Annotated in this window: 2 protein-coding genes; both read right to left on the minus strand. The window is 49.6% G+C overall.

All coding sequences use genetic code 11. The features are described from left to right. On the minus strand, positions 1 to 22,547 hold a 22,547-nt coding region (locus G459_RS30055; protein ID WP_035456984.1), incomplete at its 3' end, for a DUF7507 domain-containing protein. Between the two features lie 521 nt (positions 22,548 to 23,068). Next, complete coding sequence (locus tag G459_RS0123890) at positions 23,069 to 24,889, minus strand: alkaline phosphatase (protein WP_051315409.1); 1,821 nt, start codon at positions 24,887 to 24,889, stop codon at positions 23,069 to 23,071. Positions 24,890 to 24,900 lie beyond the last annotated feature (11 nt).

Here is a 24,900-nt window from a genome sequence, read left to right on the forward strand (position 1 = left end):
TCGCCAGCTTCGGAGTAGGTTGCCACATCGGCAACTTTGTCCACGGTCAGGCCTGGATCATCCGTACCCGGAACCACATTGGTATCCGTGCCGTCGGTCTCTCCGCCGTCAGGATCGGTGCCGGTGGCGGTTGCGATGTTGGTCACCTCGCCGTTGTCCACATCCTGCTGGGTCACGGTGTAGGAAGTTGTTACCGTAGCTGTTTCGCTTGGGGCAAGTGTTCCTACATTTTCCTCAAAGCCTGTCAACGGATCTTCTACCGTCACATTGCTCAAAGTCACGTTGCCGGTGTTGGTTACCACGATAGTATATGGAATCACATCACCAGCTTCAACATAAGTATCCACATCAGCGACTTTATCAACAGATAAGCCAGGGTTATTAATGCCATTCACCGGAACTTCATCTAGATCATCCACTTCCTCACCTTCAGGGTCAGTACCAACCACAGTAGCAATATTTACAAAGCTTCCATTGTCAATGTCAGCTTGAGTCACTGTGTAGCTTGTGGTTGTTGTAAAGGATGCCTCAGGTGCCAAAGGCCCGAAGTTTTCAGAGTATCCTGTCAATGGATCTGACACAGTCACGGAAGTCAAAGTCACATTTCCTGTATTTGTAACTACCAACGTAAATGGAACAACATCTCCCGGCTCGGCATAAGAAGTGACATTCGTTGATTTTTCAATATCAATTTCAGGATTTTGAACTCCGTCGATGGTCGTACCATCCCCGCCGTCGGTCGTTCCGCCGTCAGGATCTGTGCCGGTGGCTGAGGCAAGGTTGGTGATGCTGCCGTTGTCAAGGTCTGCTTGGGTGACGGTGTAGTCAGTGGTTATTGTCACGGATTCTCCCGGTTCCAGCGTTCCCTCATTGTTGGTGTAGCCTGTCAGGTTATCGTCCACGGTCACGTCGGTGAGCGTCACGTTGCCTGTGTTGGTCACCACAATGGTGTATGGGATCACCTCGCCGACTTCATCGTACGTGGTTTCATTCGCAGTTTTCACCACTTCCAGACTAGGTGCTTTGATTCCCTCAACCAGCGCGTCGTCTGTATCTGTCACTAAGCGGTTGATCGGGGTTCTGCCTGCTGCGGTCACGGTGTTCATGACCTCGCCGCTGTCCACATCTGCCTGCGTCACGGTGTAATAGGCCGTGAAGCTTTGGCTTTCGCCTGGAGCCAGCATGTCGATCTCCTCTTCCATGCCTGTCAGTGGGTCTTCCACCCTCACATCGGTCAGCGTCACATTGCCCGTATTGGTCACCACGATGCTGTAGCTCAATACATCCCCGGCGCTGTTGTAGTCTGTGTCATTTGCAGTTTTCTCCACACTGATCTCTCCGCTTCTTCTGCCAAGTACCACGGCCCGGTCATTGTCGGTCAGGATTCTGCCCGCAGGGGTGGTTCCTTCGGCTGTCGCATTGTTGACAATCCTACCCGCATCCATCTGCTCCTGGGTCACTGTCAGTACGGTCGTTCTGTCCAGGCTTTGACCCGGTACCAAGGTAGGTATCACCGCATCCAGACCCGTCAGCGGATCTACCACATGCACATCGGTCAAAGTCACATTGCCCGTATTGGTCAGGGTCAGCGTATAGGTGATCACATCACCCGCCTCATCAAACAGGTTAGGCGAAGCCGACTTGGTAATCTCCAGGCCTCCTGCCCTTCTGGCCACCACAATCGCATTGTCTGTATCTGTGACATCTTTGTCATTGATGTCATGCGCGGTCACCGAAGCGGTATTGGTAAAGAAGCCGTTGTCTATATCGGCCTGGGTCACATCTCTTGTAAGCGTATAGGTAGCCGATTCTCCCACCGCAAGGGTAGCCAGTGTGATCGGCGTATCTATTACCTGCGGATCGGTGATCTCCACCTCGTAAAGTTCCAGGTTGCCCACATTGCTCACGATAAGCTCATAGCTGATCGTTTCTCCCGCTACATCATAGGTCAGCGGTGTGGCGGTTTTCAGGATTTCAATGCCCGGCTCGCCATCGGCAAACACCCGTACATCGTCGTCGTCTTCCACCGTGGAGTTGTCCGGTGCTGTACCTTCCACCATCACGGTGTTTAATACATTGCCGTTTTCCAGGTCTTGCTGCGCAATGGTATAGGCTGTCGTGAAGGTCAATACCTGATTCGGTGCCATCGTACCGATGTTCTCCGAATAGCCGGTCAACGGATCTTCCAGCGTTACCCCTGTCAGGGTCACATTGCCGGTATTGGTCACCACAAGGGTATAGCTGATCACGTCTCCGGCTGTGTCGTAGATTCTCGGAACGGCTGTTTTCCTCACTTCTATGGCTCCTGCCTGTAGGGCAAGCACGGTCACATCATCTTCGTCTGTTACGGTCTCATCTGTCGGAGTGAGTCCTTCTGCCGTGGCAGTATTTTCCACCTGCCCTGCATCGATCTGCGTCTGGGTCACCGTATAGCTTTCGGTCAGCGTGACTGTCTCTGCCGGTGCCAGGGTGCCTATATTCTGATCCAGTCCTGTCAACGGATCTTCCACCGTCACATCTGAGAGGGTCACATTGCCGGTGTTGGTCACAAGGATGGCATAGGTGATCACATCGCCAGGAGTATCGTACCCTGTCACGTCCGCAGACTTGTCAATGGCAATCTCTCCGCGCTGGTCGGCTGTGATGATCACTTCATCCTCATCGCTTACCTCGCTGTCATTGGTATCCGTCCCGGTCGCAGTGGCAGTATTGACCACTTCGCCAGCATCCACATCCTGTTGGGTAATGGTGTAAGGCGTGGTGACTGTCGCGGATTCACCCGGTGCAAGTGTGCCTGTGCCGACGGACTCATCCAATCCGGTCAGCGGATCCTCGACGGTCACCTCTGTCAGGGTCACATTACCGGTATTGGTCACCACCAGGGTGTAATTGATCACTGTGCCTGCCTCATCGTAAGTCGTTTGGTCGGCGGTTTTCACCACTTCTATCTCCGGAGTCTGGGTGGCATCCACATCGGCACCGTCTCCGCCGTCTGTTTCTCCGCCGTCAGGATCTGTGCCGGTCGCTGTCGCAAAGTTGCTGATCGTGCCGTTGTCCACATCTTCCTGGGTCACGGTATAGGTCGTGATAATGGTGGCGCTTTCTCCCGGCGCCAGTGTGCCCACGTCCTCTGTCAGTCCGGTCAACGGATCTTCCACCGTCACATCGGTCAAAGTCACGTTACCGGTGTTGGTCACCACAATGCCGTACTTGATCTCTTCCCCTGCCTCGGTATAGGTGGTCGCGTTGGTGGCTTTCATCACATCCAGCGAAGGATCTTTGATGCCGTCCACTTCTGCTCCGTCTCCGCCGTCTGTAGGGTTGCCGTCAGGATCTGTGCCGGTCGCTGTCGCAAAGTTTACAATCGTTCCGCTGTCCACGTCTGCCTGGGTCACCGTGTAGTGGGTGGTCACAGTGATGGATTCTCCCGGTGCCATCGTGCCGAAGTTTCGGGTCAGACCGGTCAGGTCATCCCTGCCGTTCACGTTGGTCAGAGTCACATTGCCGGTATTGGTCACAATGATGGTGTATGGGATCACGTCTCCCGCGGCGGCGTATTCGTCCACGTTTGCTTCTTTGTCCACACTCAAGCCCGGGGTCTGTGTCGCAGGGGTTACCGTGCCGTCTGTGCCCTCGGTCTCGCCGCCGTCTGGATCGGTGCCGGTCGCTGTGGCTATGTTTTCAACCGCTCCGCTGTCCACATCAGCCTGGGTGACGGTGTAAGCGGTCGTCACGGTCACTGTTTCGCCAGGAGCTAGCGTGCCTACATTCTCTGAGTAACCGGTCAGCGGATCTTCTACCGTCACATCGGTCAAGGTTACGTTACCCGTGTTGGTTACGATCAAAGTGTATGGAATCACATCCCCTGCTTCCGCATACGTCGCCGCTGTTGTGGTCTTCTCAATCGCGATCGATGGGTTCTTGATGCCGTCGATAATCAACTCGTCTTCATCCTCGACCTCACCGCCGTCTGGATCTGTTCCGGTTGCGGAAGCGATATTTTCAAGTGAACCTCTATCGACATCGGCTTGAGTCACGGTGTAGCTAACCGTAATAGTGGCTGTTTCTTCCGGAGCGAGTGTTCCAAAGTCTCTACTTGATCCAGTTTTAGGGTCAGTAACAGTCACATTATCCAAGGACACGTTTCCATCATTGGTCACGACCACCCTATATTCGATCACATCGCCTGCTTCGTCGAAGGTGTCCACATCGGCAGTTTTCTCCAATACAATGGATGGTTCCTGAATAGCGTCGATCTGAACTGTGTCCAAATCCACCACGTTTTCATTTTGTGGTGTGGTACCTCGTGTTCCAGCTATGTTTTCGTAGAATCCATTATCCAGATCCTCTTGGGTAATGACATGTGTTGTAGTATAAGTAACTGACGCACCCGGAGCCATGGTAGGCACTACTTCGTCCAAACCTGTTTTTGGATCTTTCACCAACACATTGGTCAAAGTCAAATTACCCGTATTGGTCACGGTAATGGTATAAGTCGCCGTCTGTCCTACTGCATCGTAAGTGCTGATATCCGAAACTTTCTCTATATCAATGTCCCCATTCAGGATGGCTGTCACTTCCTCGTCGTCCATTGCCTCCACAGTTCTGTCTGCCGGAGTAATGCCTGCCGCAGTAGCAATATTGTCAAATGCCGCAGCATCCACATCGGCTTGAGTGATGGTATAAGTGGTCGAGACGGTAGCACTTTCGCCCGGTGCCAAAGTACCGGCATTCTGATTCAGCGAAGTCTGAGGATCGGTCACCGTAACATCTGTCAAGGTCACATTGCCGGTGTTGGTCACCACGATGGTGTATGGAATCACATCGCCTGCCGCATCGTAAGTGGAAACATCAGCGGTTTTTTGGATCGCGATATCTCCATTTCTCAAGGCTACCACCACTGCATTGTCATTCACTTCCAGGTCACGGCCTTTTGGTGTGGTGCCGGTAGCTGTGGCAATATTTCTCACCAAACCCGCATCCACATCGCCTTGCTCTATGGTGTAAACTTCGGTGTAAGTCCTGCTAGCGCCCAGAGCCAAATCCCCAACAGCCACATCCATTCCCGTGAGCGGATCGGTCACGACCACATTGCTCAAAGTCACATTGCCACGGTTCTGGATCACAATCGTATAGGTAATCTGATCACCGGCTTCACGGTACAATCTTGGACTTGGGGTTTTGCTGATTGTCAACAAGCCGGCAGTCAAAGCCGTCACTTTTTCATCATCCTCATCGCTCACCACTTCAGCGTTAGAAGCGGTGCCTTGGACAGTTGCAATATTGGAAATACTGCCGCTGTCCATATCCGCCTGAGTGACGGTGTAAGTCGTGTTTCTGATCAAAATACTTCCCGGAGCCAAGGTTCCCACATTTTCGGAGAAGCCTGTTAAATCATCCGTGATGACCACATTATCAATAGTGAGATTACCCACATTGGTCACGGTCAAGTTGTAATTGATCACTTGACCAGCGCGCTCGTAGACTTTTGGCGAAGCCGTCTTCTGAATCTCAATTCCCGGAGTACCTCTACGGAATACCGTAACATTATCCGTGTCGGTCAGGCCGTCTTCCACGGAAGTATTCCCTGTGACAGTGGCAGTATTCACAATTCTTCCACCATCCACATCTACTTGGGTAATGGTATAAGTAGGCGTAAACGTTGCTGATTCACCCGGAGCCAAAGGACCGAAGTCTTCATCCAAGGCAAGTTTGCTATCCACCAGATTGAGATCAGTCAAAGTCAGGTTACCTGTATTGGTCACCACTAGAGTGTAGGAAATCACATCGCCAGGAGCATCGAAGATTCTAGGCGAGGCGGTTTTCGCAAGGTCAATTGAACCGCTTTGCAAAGCTACCACCTCAACCGCTGCTTCATCTGTCACGTCCGGACCTGTAGGAGGAGTGCCAATGACATTTGCATCATTGATCACTGAGCCACCGTCCACATCAGACTGGAGGATCGTGTAGGTAGTCATGAAGGTCACCACTTCGTCCGGTGCCAAGGTTGGAATGGTCTCATCCATGCCTGTCAATGGATCGGTGACCATCACATTGGTTAAGGTCACATTTCCGGTATTGGTCACAGTGACGGTGTAAGTAATCACATCGCCTGCGGTATCGTAAGTTGCCACATTCGCCACTTTTTCAAGGAGAATAGCCGGGCTTTGCTCTGCAATTACCGTCACATCATCTTCGTCAGATACAGTGGCGGGATTTGGAGAATTACCGGTTACACTTGCTGTATTGTCAATTTGGCCATTGTCGACGTCAGCTTGAGTCACCGTGTATCGGCTGGTCAAGGTATAGCTCTGACCCGGAGCCATGGATGGATAGGTTTGATCCAAATTCACCAATGGATCTGTCACATTCACATCTGTCAGCGTCACATTTCCGGTGTTCGTGATCACCACGGTATATCTGATCACATCCCCTGCTTCATCGTAGGTGGAGACATTTGCTGATTTGGTCAACTCGATCTCTCCCTGCTGGATCGCATCCACGGTCACATTATCACTGTCTTCTACTGTGTCATCATTAGGATCCAAAGCCGTCACACTTGCCGTGTTATCGATCTGTCCATTGTCCACATCCGCCTGAGTGACGGTGTATGGAAAATCTTTGGACAGACTTGCGCCCGGCGACAAGGTATTGATCGGCTCATCGGCACCTGTCAGTGGATCTGTGACTTCCAAGGTATTCAGGGTCACATTTCCGGTATTAGTGATAGTCACTGTGTAGATGATCACCTCACCGGCAGTGGAATAAGTAGCCTTGTCAGCTTCTTTGACCAGATCGATTTCTGGTGTTTGCGTAGCTTCCACTACCACAGAATCCTCGTCTTCCACGGTTTCGCCAGCTGGAGTTTCGCCAGTGCCTGAGGCAGTATTTTCTACCTGACCCGCATCGATATCATCCTGATCTACCGCATAGACGGCAGTGTAAGTTCTGCTTTCTCCAGGTGCCAAAGTCTGAACAGTCTCGGTCAAACCTGTCAATGGATCTGCCACTTCCACATTGGACAAAGTCACATTACCTGTATTTTGAACCACAATGGTGTAGGTAATTTCGTCACCCACCGCCTCGTAAGTACTTACATCGGCAGATTTGGTCACCGTGATTTCACCGTTTTGGATGGCTGTCACCAATTCATCATCTGTGTCAGCTACCGTTCTGTCGGCCGGTGTTGTACCGGTTACGGTTGCAGTATTTGGCAATTCTCCATTGTCCAAATCCTCTTGAGTGATGCTGTATGTGGTTGTGAAAATCTGCACATCTGCAGGAGTCAAACTTGGAACTACGGTGCTAAATGCCGTCAGCGGATCGGTCACCTCGACATTTGTCAAGGTTACATTTCCGGTATTGGTCACTGTCAGCGTATAAGTGATCAGGTCATCTACCGCTTCGTAGGTATCCACATCTGCCTCTTTCGTCAGCTCGATAGCAGCAGCTCTTCTGGACAATACCACTGCATTGTCGTTATCAGTCACAGTTCTGCCCGGAGGTGTAACTCCGGTAGCAGTGGCCTGATTCACGATCAATCCAGCGTCCACATCAGCCTGAGTGGCAGTGTAGGAAACGGTGTAAGTTTCAGAAGCTCCAGGCGCCAAAGTAAGCGCTCCTCCATTGTCAAACCCAGTCAGCGGATCGGTCACTTGCACGTTTGCCAAGGTCACATTTCCTGTATTCGTCACGGTCAAGGTGTATTCAATGACTTCGTCAGTTTCATCAAATGTTCTCTGAAGCGGCACTTTTTCAACGGAAATAGAACCTGATCTTCTGGAAAGCACTCTCGCATCATCGGAATCGGTCACTTCATTTCCGGAAGGAGTTTCCCCGGTTGCGGTAGCTTCATTCAGTACCAAAGCTGCATCTACATCATTCTGATCCACTGTATAGGAAGTCACTGTAGAAACCTGTTCTCCCGGTGCCATTTCCCCTACAGCCCATGTCAAACCTGTCAATGGATCGGTCACTTCGACATTTGTCAAAGTCACGTTGCCCTCATTGGTCACCGTGATCGTGTAGGTGAGCTCTTCTCCAGCTTGGTCGAAGATCAATTGGTTTGCTTTCTTATCGATGCCGATTGCTCCGGATCTCAATCCCTGAACTCTGGCATTGTCGGTGTCCTCTACCGGATCACTGTCAGGATCTATTCCAGTTACTGTAGCGGTATTGGAGATGAATCCTTCATCCAAGTCATCCTGCGTGGCGATGTATGTCACCGTAATGGAGGTGCTTTCGGCAGGTGCCAAAGTGCCAACATTTTCATCGGTATCAGTAAGTGGATCTGTGATTGTTACATCGGTCAAAGTCTCATTTCCGATGTTGGTTACTGTAAGCGTATAGGAAATCTCATCACCAGCCTCGTCAAAAGTCTGAGGTGAAGCTGATTTGACAATCTCTATTGCCGGAGCTCCTACCACATATACTCTTGCATTATCTGTGTCCTCCACTACTTCTCCGTCAGGAGTTACGCCTGAGGCACTGGCTGTATTCACCAGATTAGTGTTGTCGACATCTTCCTGAGTCAGGGTATATGTGGTCGTGAATACCTGGCTTTCACCCGGCAACAAAGTACCGACCGTCTCGTCAAACGCGGTCAACGGATCGGATACTTCCACATCATCCAGGGTCACATTACCAACATTGGTTACCACAATGGTGTAAGTGATTACCTCACCTGCTGCATTGAAGAATTTAGGATTCGAAGTTTTGGTTACTTCGATTGCTCCGTTTTGGACGGCCACAATCTGCTCGTTGTCGGTATCTTCTACCTCTTCGTCATAAGGAGTAGTACCGGTAGCTGTCGCAATATTGGTTACAGAGCCCGCGTCCACTTCTACCTGACTTACGGTGTAAGTGGTCTGGAATTGCTGTGATTCATCCGGCGATAAAGTTGGAACTGTCTCCGTCAAACCGGTCAACGGATCGGTCACTTCCACATCTGTCAGGGTCACATTTCCGACGTTGGTCACTTCCAGCGTATAGGTGATGACCTGATCGGCAGCGAAATAGATTTTTGGCGAAGCCAATTTCGTGATTTCAATTCCGCCGATTTGGTTTGCTTTAGAAACCACCTCATCGTCATCGCTGACTTCCTCCTCATTCGGATCTGTTCCTACCACCGTAGCGGTGTTCAGAATTTCCCCGCTGTCCATGTCCGCCTGAGTGACGGTGTAGGTGGTTTGTCCCTGCTTAGTTTCATTTGGAGCAAAAGAACCTGCATTGTAAACCAATTCAGTCAATGGGTCAGTGACGACCACATCTGTGAGGGTCACGTTTCCTGTATTGGTCACTGTCAAGGTGTAGAAGATCACATTTCCAGCCTGATCGTAGGTGGTTTGGGTGGTCTCCTTCACGATCTCAATGGATGACAACTGAATCGCTTCAATAGTCAAATCATCCTGATCCGTGACTTGCGTGTTCTGCGGAGTATCCCCAACGGCAGTAGCCTGATTATAGATCGAGCCGTTATTGATGTCCGCTTGAGTGACGGTATAGTTTTCCCTGACATTGGTGGATTCTCCCGGAGCCAAGGTGCCCACATTGGTAGTCAATCCGGTCAGAGGATCATTGACAGAAACATCCGTCAAGGTTACATTGCCGGTATTGGTCACTGCCAAAGTATATCGGATCACGTCACCCGGAGCATCGTAATCAGAGACATTGGAAGATTTCTCGATGCTGATCTCAGGATCAAGCAATGCCGTCACCGATTCATCATCAGAGTCTTCGGCCCGGCTGTTATCCGGAGCCACTCCTGTCACTTCTGCAATATTGTCAACTTTACCAGCGTCCACATTTGCCTGAGAAATCGTGTAGTTGACGGTAACCGTACTGGATTGAGCAGGTGCCAAGCTTCCAATATTTCGAGTCAAGCCTGTTTTTGGATCTTTCAGAGTTACCTCATCCAGCGTCACGTTGCCGGTATTTTCCACCACCAAGGTATAGGTAATTACCTCACCCGGCGCAGCGTAGGTTTTAGGATTAGCAGTCTTGGTGATGGATATATCAGGATTTTGAAGTCCCAGAACAGTCACATCGTCAGAATCTCCAACCTGACTGCCATCAGGAGCATAGCCATTTGCATCTACCAGGTTATAGACGAAGCCACTATCCATGTCTTCCTGAGTCACTTCATAAGCTTCGGTGAAGGTTCTGGATTCACCTGGCTGAAGGGTAAGGATAAATCCACTTAGCCCGGTATTGTTGTCCACACCGTAGATTCTGCTGAGCGTCACGTTTCCAGTATTGGTGACCACAATAGTATAGGTGATGACCTCTCCTGTTTCTGAGAAAGTGGCTTTATCAGCAGTTTTCACTACCTCAATTTCGCCGTCTTGGATGGCATCAACTATGACAGAATCGTCATCCTCCACAAGCTCACCGTCCGGAGTACTTCCGGCTCCTGTCACAGTATTTTCAATCTGTCCGGCATTCAGATCAGCCTGATTTACGGCATAAACTTCCGTAAAGGTGACGCTTTCTCCCGGTGCCAAAGAGTCAATGTCTTCCGTCATACCGGTAAGTGGATCGATCACTTCCACATCGGACAAGGTCACATTGCCGGTGTTTTCGACCACTATGGTATAAGTGATCTGGTCTCCTACGGCTTCGTAAGTGTTGACATCAGAAGTTTTGGAAACTGTGATTTCACCATTCTGAATGGCTGTCACCAGCTCATCGTCTGTGTCCCTTACAGTAAGACCAGCTGGGGTAGTTCCTGTTACACTTGCTGTATTTGGCAGCTCACCATTATCCACATCTTCCTGTGTGATCACATAAGAAGTGCTGAGTTCCTCACTTTCACCAGGTGCCAAAGTCGCGATAGTGCTGCTGTATTGGGTAAGCGGATCAGTCACCTCGACATTGGTCAGGGTCACATTGCCGGTGTTAGTCACCACCAAGGTGTAATCGATTACGTCACCTACCTCGTCGTAAGTCTGCACATCCGCATCCTTGGTGATGGAGATGGACGCTGATCTTCTTGCCAGCACAATGGCGTTGTCTGTATCGGTAACCGTTCTATCAGCAGGAGTCAAACCTGATACAGAAGCTACATTGACAATAGTGCCCCGATCTACATCGGCTTGAGTGACTGTGTAGGAAACAGTATAAGTTTCCGAATCCGCCGGAGCCATGCTGCCAATTGTTGTTTCAAAGCCGGTCAGCGGATCAGATACTTCAACATCTGTGAGCGTTACATTTCCTGTATTGGTGACGACAATTTCATAGTCAATCACTTCTCCCGCTTGGTTGTAAGTCCTCTGAAGTGGAGTTTTCTCGATGACAATGGAACCGGATCTTCTAGCAAGTACTCTGGCGTCATCCTGATCAGTCACAACATTTCCTGATGGGGTATTCCCGGTGGCAGTGGCCTCATTCACTACCAAACCAGCATTGACGTCATCCTGATCAGCTGTATAGCTAGTAACTGTGGAAACACTTGCTCCAGGAGCCATTTCTCCAATATCCCAAGTCAATCCAGTCAATGGATCTGTCACTTCCACATCAGTCAAAGTCACATTTCCTTCGTTGGTCACCGTAATTGTGTAGCCCAAGTCATCCCCTGCTTCATCGAAGGTCGGTTGATTCGCTGTTTTCTCTATACCAATAGCACCGGAACGGAGACCCTGGACTCTTGCATCATCTGAATCTTCAACTGTTTCGTCATCCGGATCAACTCCAGTAGCTGTTGCAATGTTGGTAATGAATCCCTGATCCAGATCATCTTGGGTAGCGTCGTAGGTTAAAGTAACGGTTTTGCTTTCCGTAGGGTCCAAGACTCCATCATCCACCAACTCGTCAGTTCCTGTGAGTGGATCGACCACGGTCACATCTGTCAAGGTCACATTACCGATATTGGTGACTACCAAGGTGTAAGTGATCGTCTCACCTGCCTCATCGAAGGTCAGCGGATCTGCGGTTTTCTCAATTTCTATGGCCGGAGTGCCAAATACATAAATCCGTGCATTGTCAGTATCCGATACTTCCTCATCCGAAGGCGACAAACCGGTTGCTGTGGCAGTATTTACCAAATTGGTATTGTCCACATCTGCCTGAGTCAATGTGTATGTGGTGGTAAATGTCTGGGTTTCTCCGGGCGCCATGGTACCCACCAACTTGACGAAGTTGGTCAATGGATCGACTAACTCCACCTCATCCAAGGTCACGTTTCCGGTATTAGTTACCTCGATGGTGTAAGTGATCACTTCACCCGCGGCATTGAAGAATTTCGGACTGGAGGTCTTCACCACTTCAATCGAAGCACTTTGCTGGCCTGTGACCAGTTCATTGTCCGAATCAGAGACATCTTCGCCTTGGGTAGTCTGACCTGCAGCACTTGCAGTGTTTGGAATGCTTCCGGCATCAAGGTCGGCCTGAGTAGTTGTATAGGTAGTGGTATAAACTTCCACTTGGCCTGGAATCAGCACATCAATGGTCTCATCCAGCCCGGTCAGTGGATCGGTTACCGCGACATTTTCCAAAGTAAGGTTACCTGTATTTTCTACCGTAATCGTATAGGTGATTTCTGTATCCGGCGCGCTGAAGGCATTCGGATCGGCAGTTTTGGTGATTTCAATGTCTCCATTTTGAAGCGCATTGATCAGTTCATCATCCGTGTCAGTTACCTGATCACCATTCGGATCAACTCCATTTGTTGCTGCTGTATTTGAAATAGAGCCATTGTCAATGTCCGCTTGCGTGATGGTGATTGTCGTGGTGTAAGTCGCACTTTCATCCGGTGCCAAAGTACCCACGGCTTCATCCAAACCTGTTAACGGATCTGTCACCACGACCTCAGTCAGGGTCACATTTCCGGTGTTGGTCACGACGATGGTATAAGTCACCACTTCACCCGGAGTCTCGTAAGTAGCTTTATCCGCAGATTTGGTCACCTCAATACTTGGAGTTTGAATTGCCTCTACCAGTTCATCGTCAGCATCTGACACTTCCGGAATCCCGCTGGAAGCAGGAGGCGCAGCAGTCACGGAAGCCGTATTTGGCACCGAGCCATTGTCCACATCTGCTTGATCCACGGTATAAGTGGTCGTGAAAATCTGAGTGGCACCGGGTGCGAAAGTCGCGATGCTTTCGTCCATTTCAGTCAATGGATCAGTCACCTGGACATCAGTCAAGGTCACATTTCCAGTGTTTGTCACCGTGACCTGGTAGGAAATTATATCCCCATCCTCAGAATAGCTTGTCGTAATTGCGGTCTTGTCGATGGAAATCGAAGGACTTTCAATCGCCGGAACAGTCACCTCATTGGTCTCAGTATCCACATCACCGCCATTGGTATCCTGTCCGGTCGCAGTGGCCTGATTGGTATAGGAACCCACATCAATATCAGCCTGCACGACCACATGCTCGGCAGTGACTGTAGCATTCTGCTGAGGTGCCAAAGTGGCGATTGGACTTCCTGAAGTGATCGTCGCTTTTGGATCTGTGACCACAATATTCGTGAGAGTCACATTCCCGGTATTTCTGATGACAATGTCGTATTTGATCACCTCACCGACGGCGGAATAGCTGCTGGTTCTGGATCTTTTCGCAGAAATCAAAGAAGGAGATTGTATAGCCGGAACTATGACTTGATTAGTCGTGGCATCCACGTTGTTGTTTTTCGGATCCTGACCTCTTGCAGTGGCTTGATTGGCATATTCGCCAGCGTCAAGGTCTGCCTGAGCCACGACATGTTCAGCTGTAATGGTGGCAGTTTGGTTTGGTGCCAAAGTCAAAACTGGATTACCTCCTGTGATTACCGCCTTCGGCTCATTCACAGTGACATTTGTCAGCGTTACGTTACCTGTATTCTCAACGACGATCGTGTACTCAATCACGTCCCCCACTTGATCGTAATTCGCCGTGGAAGTAGCCTTTGTCGCGACCAAAGAAGGAGTCTGGATGGCCTGAAGCGTCACCTGATTGGTGGTGGTGGAGATAGGGACACCCGTTTTCAAGGCTCCGTTAGCAGTAGCCTGATTGGTGTAAGAGCCCGCATCCAAATCAGCCTGAGTTACCGTGTGCACCGCAGTCACCGTGGCTGTCGTGTGGGCAGGGATGATCGCGACGGGATTTTCACTGGTTATCTCTGCCTTAGGGTCATTGATCTCCATGTTGTAGAAGGAGACGTTACCTGTGTTATTGATCAGAATTTCATAATTGATCACTTCGCCTACGAAAGAGTAGGTAGTCTGAGGAGAAGACTTGGAAGAAGAAATAAATGGATTCTGAACACCCGTGATTCTTTCCAGATCGTCGTCAGAAACTGGCAACCCATTGAAGTCAGTACCTTCTGCAGTCGCAGTATTGTCGATCTTGGAATTGTCCACATCGTCCTGAGTGACGGTGTAGGCCTCAGTAAAGGTCACACTTTCCCCAGGAGAGAAGGTGGCTACAGTCGTAGAAAGTCCCGTCAGATCATCGGAAACTTCCATGTCGAATACCGTGATATTTCCGGTATTGGTGACAGTAATGGTGTAATTCAGCGTTTCACCAGCATTGATGTAGCTATTTTGCTGCACCGACTTGTCCACCGTGATTTGTGGACTTTGGGCTCCATTCAGGATTTCAGTGTCATCGTCTTGGACTACATTTCCCAAAAAGTCTACGCCTGTCGCATCGGCGGTGTTGGTAATCGTGCCACGATCCACATCCTCTTGAGTCACTGTGTAGGTCTCTTGGAAAGTCTGGCTGTCGCCCGGCTCCATGGTGGCTATTTGGGTGCTAAGCAAGGTTTTGGAGTCGGAAGCGGTGATATCATACACCGTCACATTACCGACGTTTTCCAAAACGATGGTGTAATGAAGCACTTCGCCTACAGCGGTGTAGCCGCTTTCCTCCACTGATTTGGTTACTTCCAGTCTTGGATTTTGGATGGCATTTACGATTTCCTCTCCGAGCGCATCAGGCAAATTTCCTCCTGCAGGAATACCTGCAGCCGTAGCCGTGTTGGTGAAAGAACCTGCATTGACATCTTGCTGGTTTACGGTGTACTTGGCGGAATACTCCCAAGTCTCCCCTACGTCCAGGATATCATCTCCGTCTTTGTCACCAGTTCTATAGGTCGGACCTTCGGCAACAAATGGATCAGTGACATTTACATTGCTGATCGAAATATTCCCGGTGTTTTCGAGCTCAAGCTGATAGGTCAATATATTGCCCGGTGCCGAATAGGAATTCGGCAGTGTGGTGCTGGTTTTGGTCAGTGTCCAAGCTGGGTTTTGGATGGCATTGATGGTTTCGCTGTCCGTCAGGTCAGGGATGGAACCTCCAGCCGGTCTGCCTTTAGCGGTAGCTATATTCACAAACTGACCAGTGTCGATATCCTGCTGGGTAATGACATGAGTGGCAGTATAAGTCCAGCTTTCGCCTACATCCAAGACATCGTCGTCGTCACTGTCACCTGCCAGATAATCCGGTCCGGTGGTGGCGTTCGGATCTTGTAGATTGATGTTGCTGATGGAAATATTTCCGGTATTGGCGAGGACGATGCTATAGTTGAGCGTCTGCCCGACTTGAGTATAAACCCTTGGATTGTCGATGCCCGCTTTATCCAATGTCCAGCTTGGGTTTTGAATCCCGACAACCGTTTCATTCGCACTTCCCTGAGTGGAGCCGCCCCCTGCTAAATCTCCATCCGCATTGACGGTATTATCAAATTTTCCATTATCCACATCAGCCTGAGTGGTAACATAGGAAGCCGTGTACGTCCAAGTTTCATCGACATTCAATAAACCATCTCCATCATCACCACTGACATATTCCGGACCGGAGTTGACTTTCTGATCCACTACGTCCAGATCCGTGACTGTGATATTTCCGGAATTGGTAACCGTGATGACATAGTTGATCTCCGTCCCCGGAGCATCGAATTGGGCAATGTCAGCTTCCTTGGTTACCGTCAGTTCAGGCTGTCTGTTGGCAGGGACATTTACCGCGTCTTCATCTGAAACTATGGCACCACGGAAATCCCTTCCGGTAGCATTTGCGGTATTGAGGATATTTCCCCGATCTATATCCTCTTGGGTGACCTCGTAGGTGAAGGTAAAAGTAGCCGACTCAGTTGGTGCCAGTTCCGAAACTGTCTCCTCAAATCCTGTGAAAGGATCTGTGACATCGGTCTCAAAGACGGTAAGATTTCCGGTATTGGTTGCAACCAAAGTATAGTCGAGCTCATCACCTGGATTGGTATAAGAAGTTTCCGCGACTGTCTTCGTAAGGCTGAGTTTAGGATTTCTGGCACCGGTTACGTCTTCCGTAGCGTCGTCGGATACAGGCACATCATAGAAGTCCTCACCTGTGGCAGTCGCTGTATTCGTCACCACTCCGACATCCAAATCCCCCTGAGTGACGGTGTAGCTTTCTGTAATGGTCACGATTTGACCCGGGGCCATAGTGGGTTCGGTCTGGCTCAAACCTGTCAATGGATCCGTAATTTCCACATCGAAAAGAGTGACGTTTCCGGTATTGGCGACTAGTATGGTATAGTTGATTACATCACCTTCCGACTTATATCCACCTTGAGCAGCCTCTTTCTCCACCTTGATCTGTGGCGTCTGCACACCGTTGATGCGCTCGGAGTCAGTATCGGTGAGCGTTTCATTGGAGGTATTTTGACCGGTCGCAGTAGCTGTATTTGTGATGAACCCGATATCTACATTCTCTTGGCTGACGGTGTAGGTTTCGTTGAAGGTCTGGCTTTGCCCCGGTTCCAGATCTATGGTCTCACTCAGTCCGGTCAATGGATCTGTGACCACTACATTGGTCAGTGCATCATTCCCCCGATTGGATACTACGATAGTATAGTTCAGCACTTCACCGGCTTCCGTATAGCCGTTTTCCTGAACCGTTTTGGTTATCCTCAACTCGCTATATGGCCCATCTCCACCATCCGTGGTACTATCTGAATCACTGGTGTCATTCCCATCCGGGTCCTCTCCGGTTGCTGTGGCGGAATTGGTAAAGCTCCCCGCTGCAACATCCTCAGCAGTCACTGTGTGAGAGGTAGTCAAGGTATAGGACTCGCCCGGAGCCAAGTCGCCTATGTTTACATCCAGACCCGTGCTTGGATCGGTCACTTCAATGTCAGAGATCGTGACGTTTCCGGTATTGGTCACCACAATCGTATATTCCAACACATCACCCTCTACCAGATCCCCTGATGTTTGGGTTTTGTTGACATTCAATTCCGGATTTTTTGCTCCGTTTATGTCTTCCGAATCATCATCCTGCACATCCTCCCCATCTGAATTTGTTCCCGAAGCAGTGGCGGTATTGCTGATGTTACCATTGTCCACGTCGGCCTGGGTTACTGTGTAAGTAGTAGTATAAAGCACCGTCTGTCCCGGAGCAAGAGTCCCAATATCTTCCGTCAAGCCAGTCAATGGATCGACCACCGTTGCATCACTGATGGTCGAGTTGCCGGTATTGGAAACCACAATTGTATAAGTCACCACCTCTCCCGCTTCAAAATAACCTGATTTATCAGCGTTTTTGAGCACGGTGATTTCGTCTGATTCGGCTCCGTTGGTCGTTTGCGAATCATCATCGGTGATATCTTCCCCGTTTGGATCCTGGCCTGAGGCTGTGGCTGTATTCGTGACGGAACCATTGTCGACGTCCGCAACGGTTACCGTATAGGTGGTGGTAAACACCAAAGTTTCACCCGGAGCAAAACTTGGTATATTCTCGCTCATGCCTGTGAGCGGGTCCACTACATCGACATCACTGAGAGTGACATTCCCGGTATTGGTGACAGTAATGGTATATTCCAAGACATCACCGGCCTCCACGTAGCCGTCGCTGGTCAGGGTTTTATCTACATTGATGGAAGGCTTCTGATCCGCATCGGATTCGGTGGAATCTGAGTCGTCGACGTCTTCACCGTTTGGATCGGTGCCTGATGTTGTCGCAGTATTGGTAATGGAGCCACTGTCCAGATCTTCCTGAGATACTGTGACCGAGCCTGTATAAGTCAATTCCTGACCTGGCTCCAAGGTGATTCCACTTTCATCCAGATCAATCAAGTCATCAACGACTGTAACATCGCTGAGCGTGAGATTTCCGGTGTTTCTCACGACGATAGTATAATTTAAAACTATTCCCGTATCGTCGTAGGTGACCTTGTCGACTGATTTCTCAAGGGAGATATCAGGGTTTAGGATTGCATCTATGGTGGAAGAATCTTCAGCATCCGGAAGGTCATCCCCATTGGCGGGAGTGCCGTCGGCTGTAGCAGTATTGGTAACACTGCCATTATTAATATCTTCTTGGGTAATGGTGTATTCAGCGGTAAAGATCCAAACCTCGTCCGGATCGAGTTTTCCGTTGTTGTTCGAATCACCCGAGACATAGGTAGGCTCAGAAGTCAGCGGGTCTGTAACGGTGATCTCAGAGATGGAAACGTTGCCGGTATTCTCTACTTCGAACGTATAGGTGATCACTTCGCCAGCGTTGGTGTAGGTATCGCTGGATGGAGTTTTGGTGATCTCCCAATCGACTACCTGATTCGCAGGGACGGTTTCATCGTCGTTGATATTTGGCAGATTTCCCCCAAACGAAATCCCGTTTGCTTCGGCAGTATTGGAATAGCTGCCGTTGTCAATGTCATCCTGGGTCACCACATAGCTGGCGGTGTAAGTCCAGGTTTCACCCACATCCAACACATCATCGTCGTTGTTGTCTCCACTTTCATAAACCGGTGGATTGGTAGCCCCGGTATCGAACACTTCTACACTTTTGATAGAGACGTTTCCGGTATTGGCGATTACTATGTCATACTCGATCACATCACCGGCTGAGGCATATTCTTTGGGATTATTGGTGGTAGTTTTGGTCATCTCCCAATCTGGGTTCTGAATAGCCGGAACCGTCACTTCATCCGTTTCATCAGGTAAGGTTCCCGCTGCAGGATCACCACTCGCAGTGACCTCATTGGTAAAACTTCCATTGTCAATGTCCTCCTGGGTCACTACGTGGGTAGCTGTATAAGTCCAGGTTTCCCCTACATCCAACACTCCGTCGGAATCCTCATCGCCCGTTTCGTAGGTAGGGCCGGAAGTTGCCAGCGGATCTTCCACTACAGGATTATTGATGGTAATATTCCCGGTATTTTCCAGGATAATGGTATAGTTCAACACCTCACCAACTGCGATATAATCCGGTTCTCCCGCTGACTTGCTCACCTCCATCCTCGGAGTTTGGGATGCCTTGATGTCTTCAGAGTCATCGAGGGTGAAAGTCGTTCCGTTAGGGGTAGTTGCTGTGGCAGAGGCTGTGTTTTGCAAAGAGCCCCGATCTACGTCTTCCTGGGTGACAGTATAGGTCAAGGGGATGGTGATGGTCTGACTTGGCTGGAATTCTGGATAGACATCTGAAGTCCCTACTTTCGGGTCCGTGATGACCAGATCAGTCAGGGTAACGTTGCCGGTATTGACCACCGTGACATTATAATGCAGTTCCTCACCGGCCTCGGAATAGCCGCTTTCCTCCACAGATTTGCTGATGGAAAGCTTGGGATTCTGAGAACCTACCAGCGTCTCATCATCGGTAGTGTCGTCAAGATCTCCACCCGCAGGGTCTCCGGAAGCTGTCACTTCATTGGTAAAGCTGCCGGCGTTTAGATCATCCTGATTGACGACGTGCTCGGCGGTGTAAGTCCAGGTTTCTCCTACACTCAGTTCATTGTCAGAATTGGTATCTCCGGAGACATAGGTCGGACCCGAAGTCGCCTGTGGATCAGACACGACGACATTGCTGATCGAGACGTTCCCGGTGTTTGAAAGAATGATTTCATAGGTAAGTACATCCCCGATTTCTCCATACCCATCCTCATTGACTGATTTGGAAATGGTCCATTTAGGCGTTTGGATAGCCGGTACGGATTCTTCATCTGTGACATCGTCCAAGTCTCCTCCGGCAGGATCTCCGGTGGCTGACGCGGTGTTATCGAACGAACCGTTATCCACATCTTCCTGGGTGACGGTGTATTCTGCGGTAAAAATCCAGGTCTCATTTACATCAAGTTCCTGATCGTTGTCCTGATCTCCTGATTGGTATGCAGGAGCACTATTAGTCAATGGATCTGAAACGACCACATTGCTGATGGATACGTTTCCTGTGTTTTGGACAGCAATGGTGTAAGAAATGACATCACCCGGCTTGGAGTAAGACGCAGTATTGCTGGTCTTGGAGATTGTCCATTCTGGATTTTGAATGGCAGGGACGATAGCTTCGTCGCTTTCGGGATCCAACGTGCCTCCGGCTGGATCACCATCCACAGTCGCTGTATTCGCATAACTTCCATTGTCCACATCATCTTGAGTGACCGTATAGGAAGCCGTGTAAGACCAGGATTCACCGGGGCTAAGTCTGCTGTCGCCATTGGCATCCCCAGAAGAATAAGTCGGGCCTGAAATGGCCTGACTATCCGTCACATTCACATTATTGATAGATACGTTGCCTGTATTTTCTACTACAATAGTATAGTCCAGCACATCGCCTGCATTGGTGTATTCGCTTTGGTTGGCAGTCTTAGATAAAGTCCAGGAAGGGTTTGGAATGGAAGGCACAGTTGCCTGACCGGAAGCATCCGGAATGGACCCTGAAATCAAATCCCCCGAGGCCGTGGCTGTATTGGTATATCCTCCGCTGTCGATGTCTTCTTGGGTGACCACGTGTGTCGCTGTGAATTCCCAAGTTTCGCCGACTTCCAAAACCCCGTCCCCGTCGTCACCTGATTCATAAGTAGGAGGAGAACTCGCGCCTGGGTCGGTAACGACAGGATTTTGAATCGAAACATTCCCTGTATTTTCCAGTGTGATCGTGTAATTAATCACATCTCCGACGGCGTCAAAATCACTTTGAGCGGCGGATTTGCTAAGCGTCCAGGAAGGATTCAGGATGGCATTGACGGTCGTTTGTCCGGTGGCTTCATCCAGATCACCGGCTGTAGGATCTCCTGTGGCAGTGGCTGAGTTGGTAAAGCTTCCGTTGTCGATATCCTCCTGCGTCACTTCATAGGAAACATTGAAAATCCAGGTTTCACCGACTTCCAGAATATCATTTGTATTGGTATCACCAGAGCTATACTCAGGGCCGGAGGTGGCCTGTGGATCTAAAACCACCACATTCGAAATGGAAACATTCCCGGTGTTTTGTACAGTAATGGTGTAATCAATGACATCGCCGGGATTTTCATAGCTATCCGAACTGCTTTTTGTCAAAGTCCAGCTCGGATTGGAAACAGGAGCAGTTATTTCGCTTTCAGAGTTATTGGAAGGATTCGGATCATTCTCATTGCTTGAAGTGATGGAAGTCTGATTTTCAAAGTCAGCACCTGAGACAGGCTCCAATACTCTGGCTGTAATAGTCAAAGTTGCAGAAGCTCCTGAGGCCAGATTTCCCACGGTCCATGTTCCCGATCCCTCAACGTAGTTGCCCTGCGAAGGACTATCAGAAACATACTCATAGCCATCAGGAAGTTGATCGGAGACGACAATCCCCGTCGACGGAGAAGGTCCGTTGTTGGTGACAGTAATGGTAAAATTGACCGTACTTCCCACATCCGGCGTTCCGTTGTTCACAGACTTGGCAATGCTCAGGTCCGTTTGAGGAACGGGAGTTAAGGTGATGGAACTTTGGTTGTTGGAATTATTTGGATCGAACTGATCCGAACTGGCAGTTGCCGTATTCTGGTAGTTTCCGGTTCCATTGACCAGGGCAGTGATTTCAATGCTCGCGGTGGCACCGTCCGCCAAGTCACCCACGTTCCAATTTCCGGTTGCGGGATTGTAGTCTCCCCCACTGTTGTCACTTACGTAGGTGTAGCCTGACCTGAGCTGATCAATGACCACGACATTGGTTGCGTGATAATTACCATTGTTTGTCACCGAAACTGTGAAAACAACTTGGTCACCGGCATTTGGAGTGTTAGTACTCGCTGATTTGGAAGTAGCTAAATCCGCTATAAGAATCGGGTCCACTGAGATGCTTGACTGGTCATTTTCCCCATCCGTATCAATCTCGTCATGCGTGACAGCAGCAGAAAATCCATAATCCTCTGTAGCAGTAACTGTGGCCGTAATCTCGATACTTACAGCGTCTCCAGAGGCCAGTGACCCAACATTCCAAATTCCGGTCAGGGCGATGTATGCTGCCCCGCCAATGCTGTTACCCTGGTAATCATAGCCAGCCGGAAGCGGTGCTGAAACTTCCACCCCCGAAGCATCCGCTGGACCATTATTGGTGACTGTGATGGTAAAGACGACATCATTGCCAAGGACCGGGTTGGAGTTATTGACAGAGAGCGTAAGGGCTAAATCTGTGGGAGCATCATATCCTACCCTAGCTGGAGAATAGCTGCCTGAGCTATTGTTTGAAAGATGTTCGGCAACCAAGCCATTTGATGAACCTTCTTTATAGCCGGTGCTCAGATAAGAAGCTGTAGGCTCCAGCGAAGCATTTCCTGAAAAGGAAAACGATCTGCCAAATGAGAAAAACAGCGCAAAAAGTAGCAGAGAGGTAGATTTCCATTGCATACCAAAATTGATTTAGCGTGAATGCAACTAGTTAAAAAGATACGAAAATCCTAACATTCAATTAGTTACATATATTTAACAATATTTAGGCTCTCTTACATATTGAACCTCTAAGTAAGATCGTTGCTAAAACCCAATTCGGCAAAAATTCCGGGTTATTTTTGAATCACCCAATGTGATTTTTTAAACAATTGTTAGCACATTATCTTTTCCAAGCTTTGCTATATTCAAGTAACCGTCATTTTCTATGATATATCGACTAGCGCGCACGTAGGCGTTTCAGCTGTCAGGCGTTCGGCTGCGCTGTTGTCATTTTCTCCAAATGCCGGATGACGGTGTTGCTATGTTATGGACTTGTCGCGTTGTCTGTTGCAGGAGGTGTGGCACCTGAAAGACAAACCACGGTGGGAGAGACAAATCTCTAAGGGTAGTCCTGCTTGGGGCGAAGCAGGACAATAGGAAAAGTTACCGCGGAATGAAAAGTAAATCTCGTATGGACGGGCCCTGAAGCAGCTATTTACTCACTTCGAGTGATACTTCCCTACCAGTTCCATCACCTTGTCAAACACTTCCGAATTCTCAAAAATCCCTCTAAAATCATCTGAATGGGGTCCATAAGCGAATATCGGCACTAAAATTCCCGTATGATCATCGCTGTGGAAGGCAAGTTCGACCTCCCCGGTTTCCAGATTTCCCTGGGGAATGGACACTCCGCCGGTTTCATGATCAGCGGTAATGATCAGCAGGGTTCCGGGATTCTCATCAGCATATCGCATCATTTCCCCGATGGTCCGATCAAAGTCAAGCATCTCTTCCACAATCGTTGCGGTACTGTTGCCATGACCGCCCGAATCAATCATTGCGGATTCTATCATTAGAAAAAGGGGCTGGTTTTTACGCTGAAGAAAAGTCGTTGCGGCCAAAGCGCTTTGGCTCAGGAAGTCTCCCCTGCCCTTTTCCATCGATGGATTGGAACCCGGAGCAGAGAAAAATCCAACACGATCGGCATTTGATTTTGCCACTTGATCCAGTTGCTCCACGAGTTCAAACCCGACGGATTTCAGATTGGAGAGCTGGGGTTCAAAGGCTTTTCCGCCTCCGCCTATAAACAAATCCAGTTCGCTCTTTGGCAAATAGGCCGCAATCTGATCCGACTCGTCGCGCTCGGGATGATGGGCATAGAAGGAAGCTGGCGTCGCTCCTGTCAGTTGATCTGTCGTAATGATGCCGGAAACAAATTGATACTCTGCCAAGATATCCGGCAGATTTGAAAGAACTGGCCCGTCAGGAGCTACACCTAGGGCCCGGTTGTTGGTTTTCGTCCCAGTGGCCAAAGCAGTAGCGCCTGCGGCCGAGTCGGTGGTAAAGTCATCTGCCGCCTGGGTTTTGATCAAGCCCATGTTTTTCAATTGGGCCAGATTCAGATCTCCTCCGTTGGCAAAAAGCCCTGCGGAAATCTGCGCCAGTCCATTGCCGTCGCCGATCAGGAGAATGATGTTTTTGACAGGCATAGCAACTCCATCTGATTCGAAGGTCGGCTGATAAACTGCGTGCCGGGTGGAAGTGGAATAGACATTCTGGCTCAGTGTGCTCAGGTAAGCCTGTGCGGCACCCGGTTGATCGGTGTTGATGTAGTCCACGCCCATATCGTAAAAGGCCTTCCAGGCGGACTTACCGTCCGGTGAGGCCCAAAATCTGACCGGCTTTTGGAAGGAATGAACCAGAGCAATAAACTCCTCCAGTTTTGCCTTTTGTGCTTCGACTATTCTGCCTTTTCCATTCCAAACAGAAAATTGACTGAAGCTCAAGCTCACCATTCCGATCTTTTCCCAAGGCAAATCGGCAGTCAAAGTTTTACTTTGGTAGTCAAAAAACACCCATTCCGGATACTTGGAATAGTCTTCCGGTTTAGGCCTGTTGCCGGAGATGATAAGTTTCAATCCCGTGGGATTTTGGGGAGAAAAAAGCATTTCCTCAAAATCAGCCGCATCTTTCACGATTGCCTCAAGCGTGGCGTATCCTTCTGTCTTGGAATCGATGAGCAGATGAAAGCCAAAATCATCGATCATCCCCAGATCAACAGCCTTTTGGATAGGTTCCAGATAAAGTGAGCGAAGCGTCAGTTCGGGCTGGATACTTTCCTTCTCATGCGCCACCATCAGGCCGCCATCTTGCAGTATGACATCGACCTCGATGCTGGCGGCTCCTGCCCCAAATGCCTCCCAAAAAGGCACATTTCTTAAGTAATCATTGTGCGAATGGAGCTTGAAATCCTGTTGGGCAAAGAGCCAAACGGGAGCTAAAAACAACAGGACGAAAAGGCCTTTTTTGAGATTTTCCATTTTCAAAAGTA

The sequence above is a fragment of the Algoriphagus terrigena DSM 22685 genome (assembly GCF_000429445.1).
Classification (GTDB): domain Bacteria; phylum Bacteroidota; class Bacteroidia; order Cytophagales; family Cyclobacteriaceae; genus Algoriphagus; species Algoriphagus terrigena.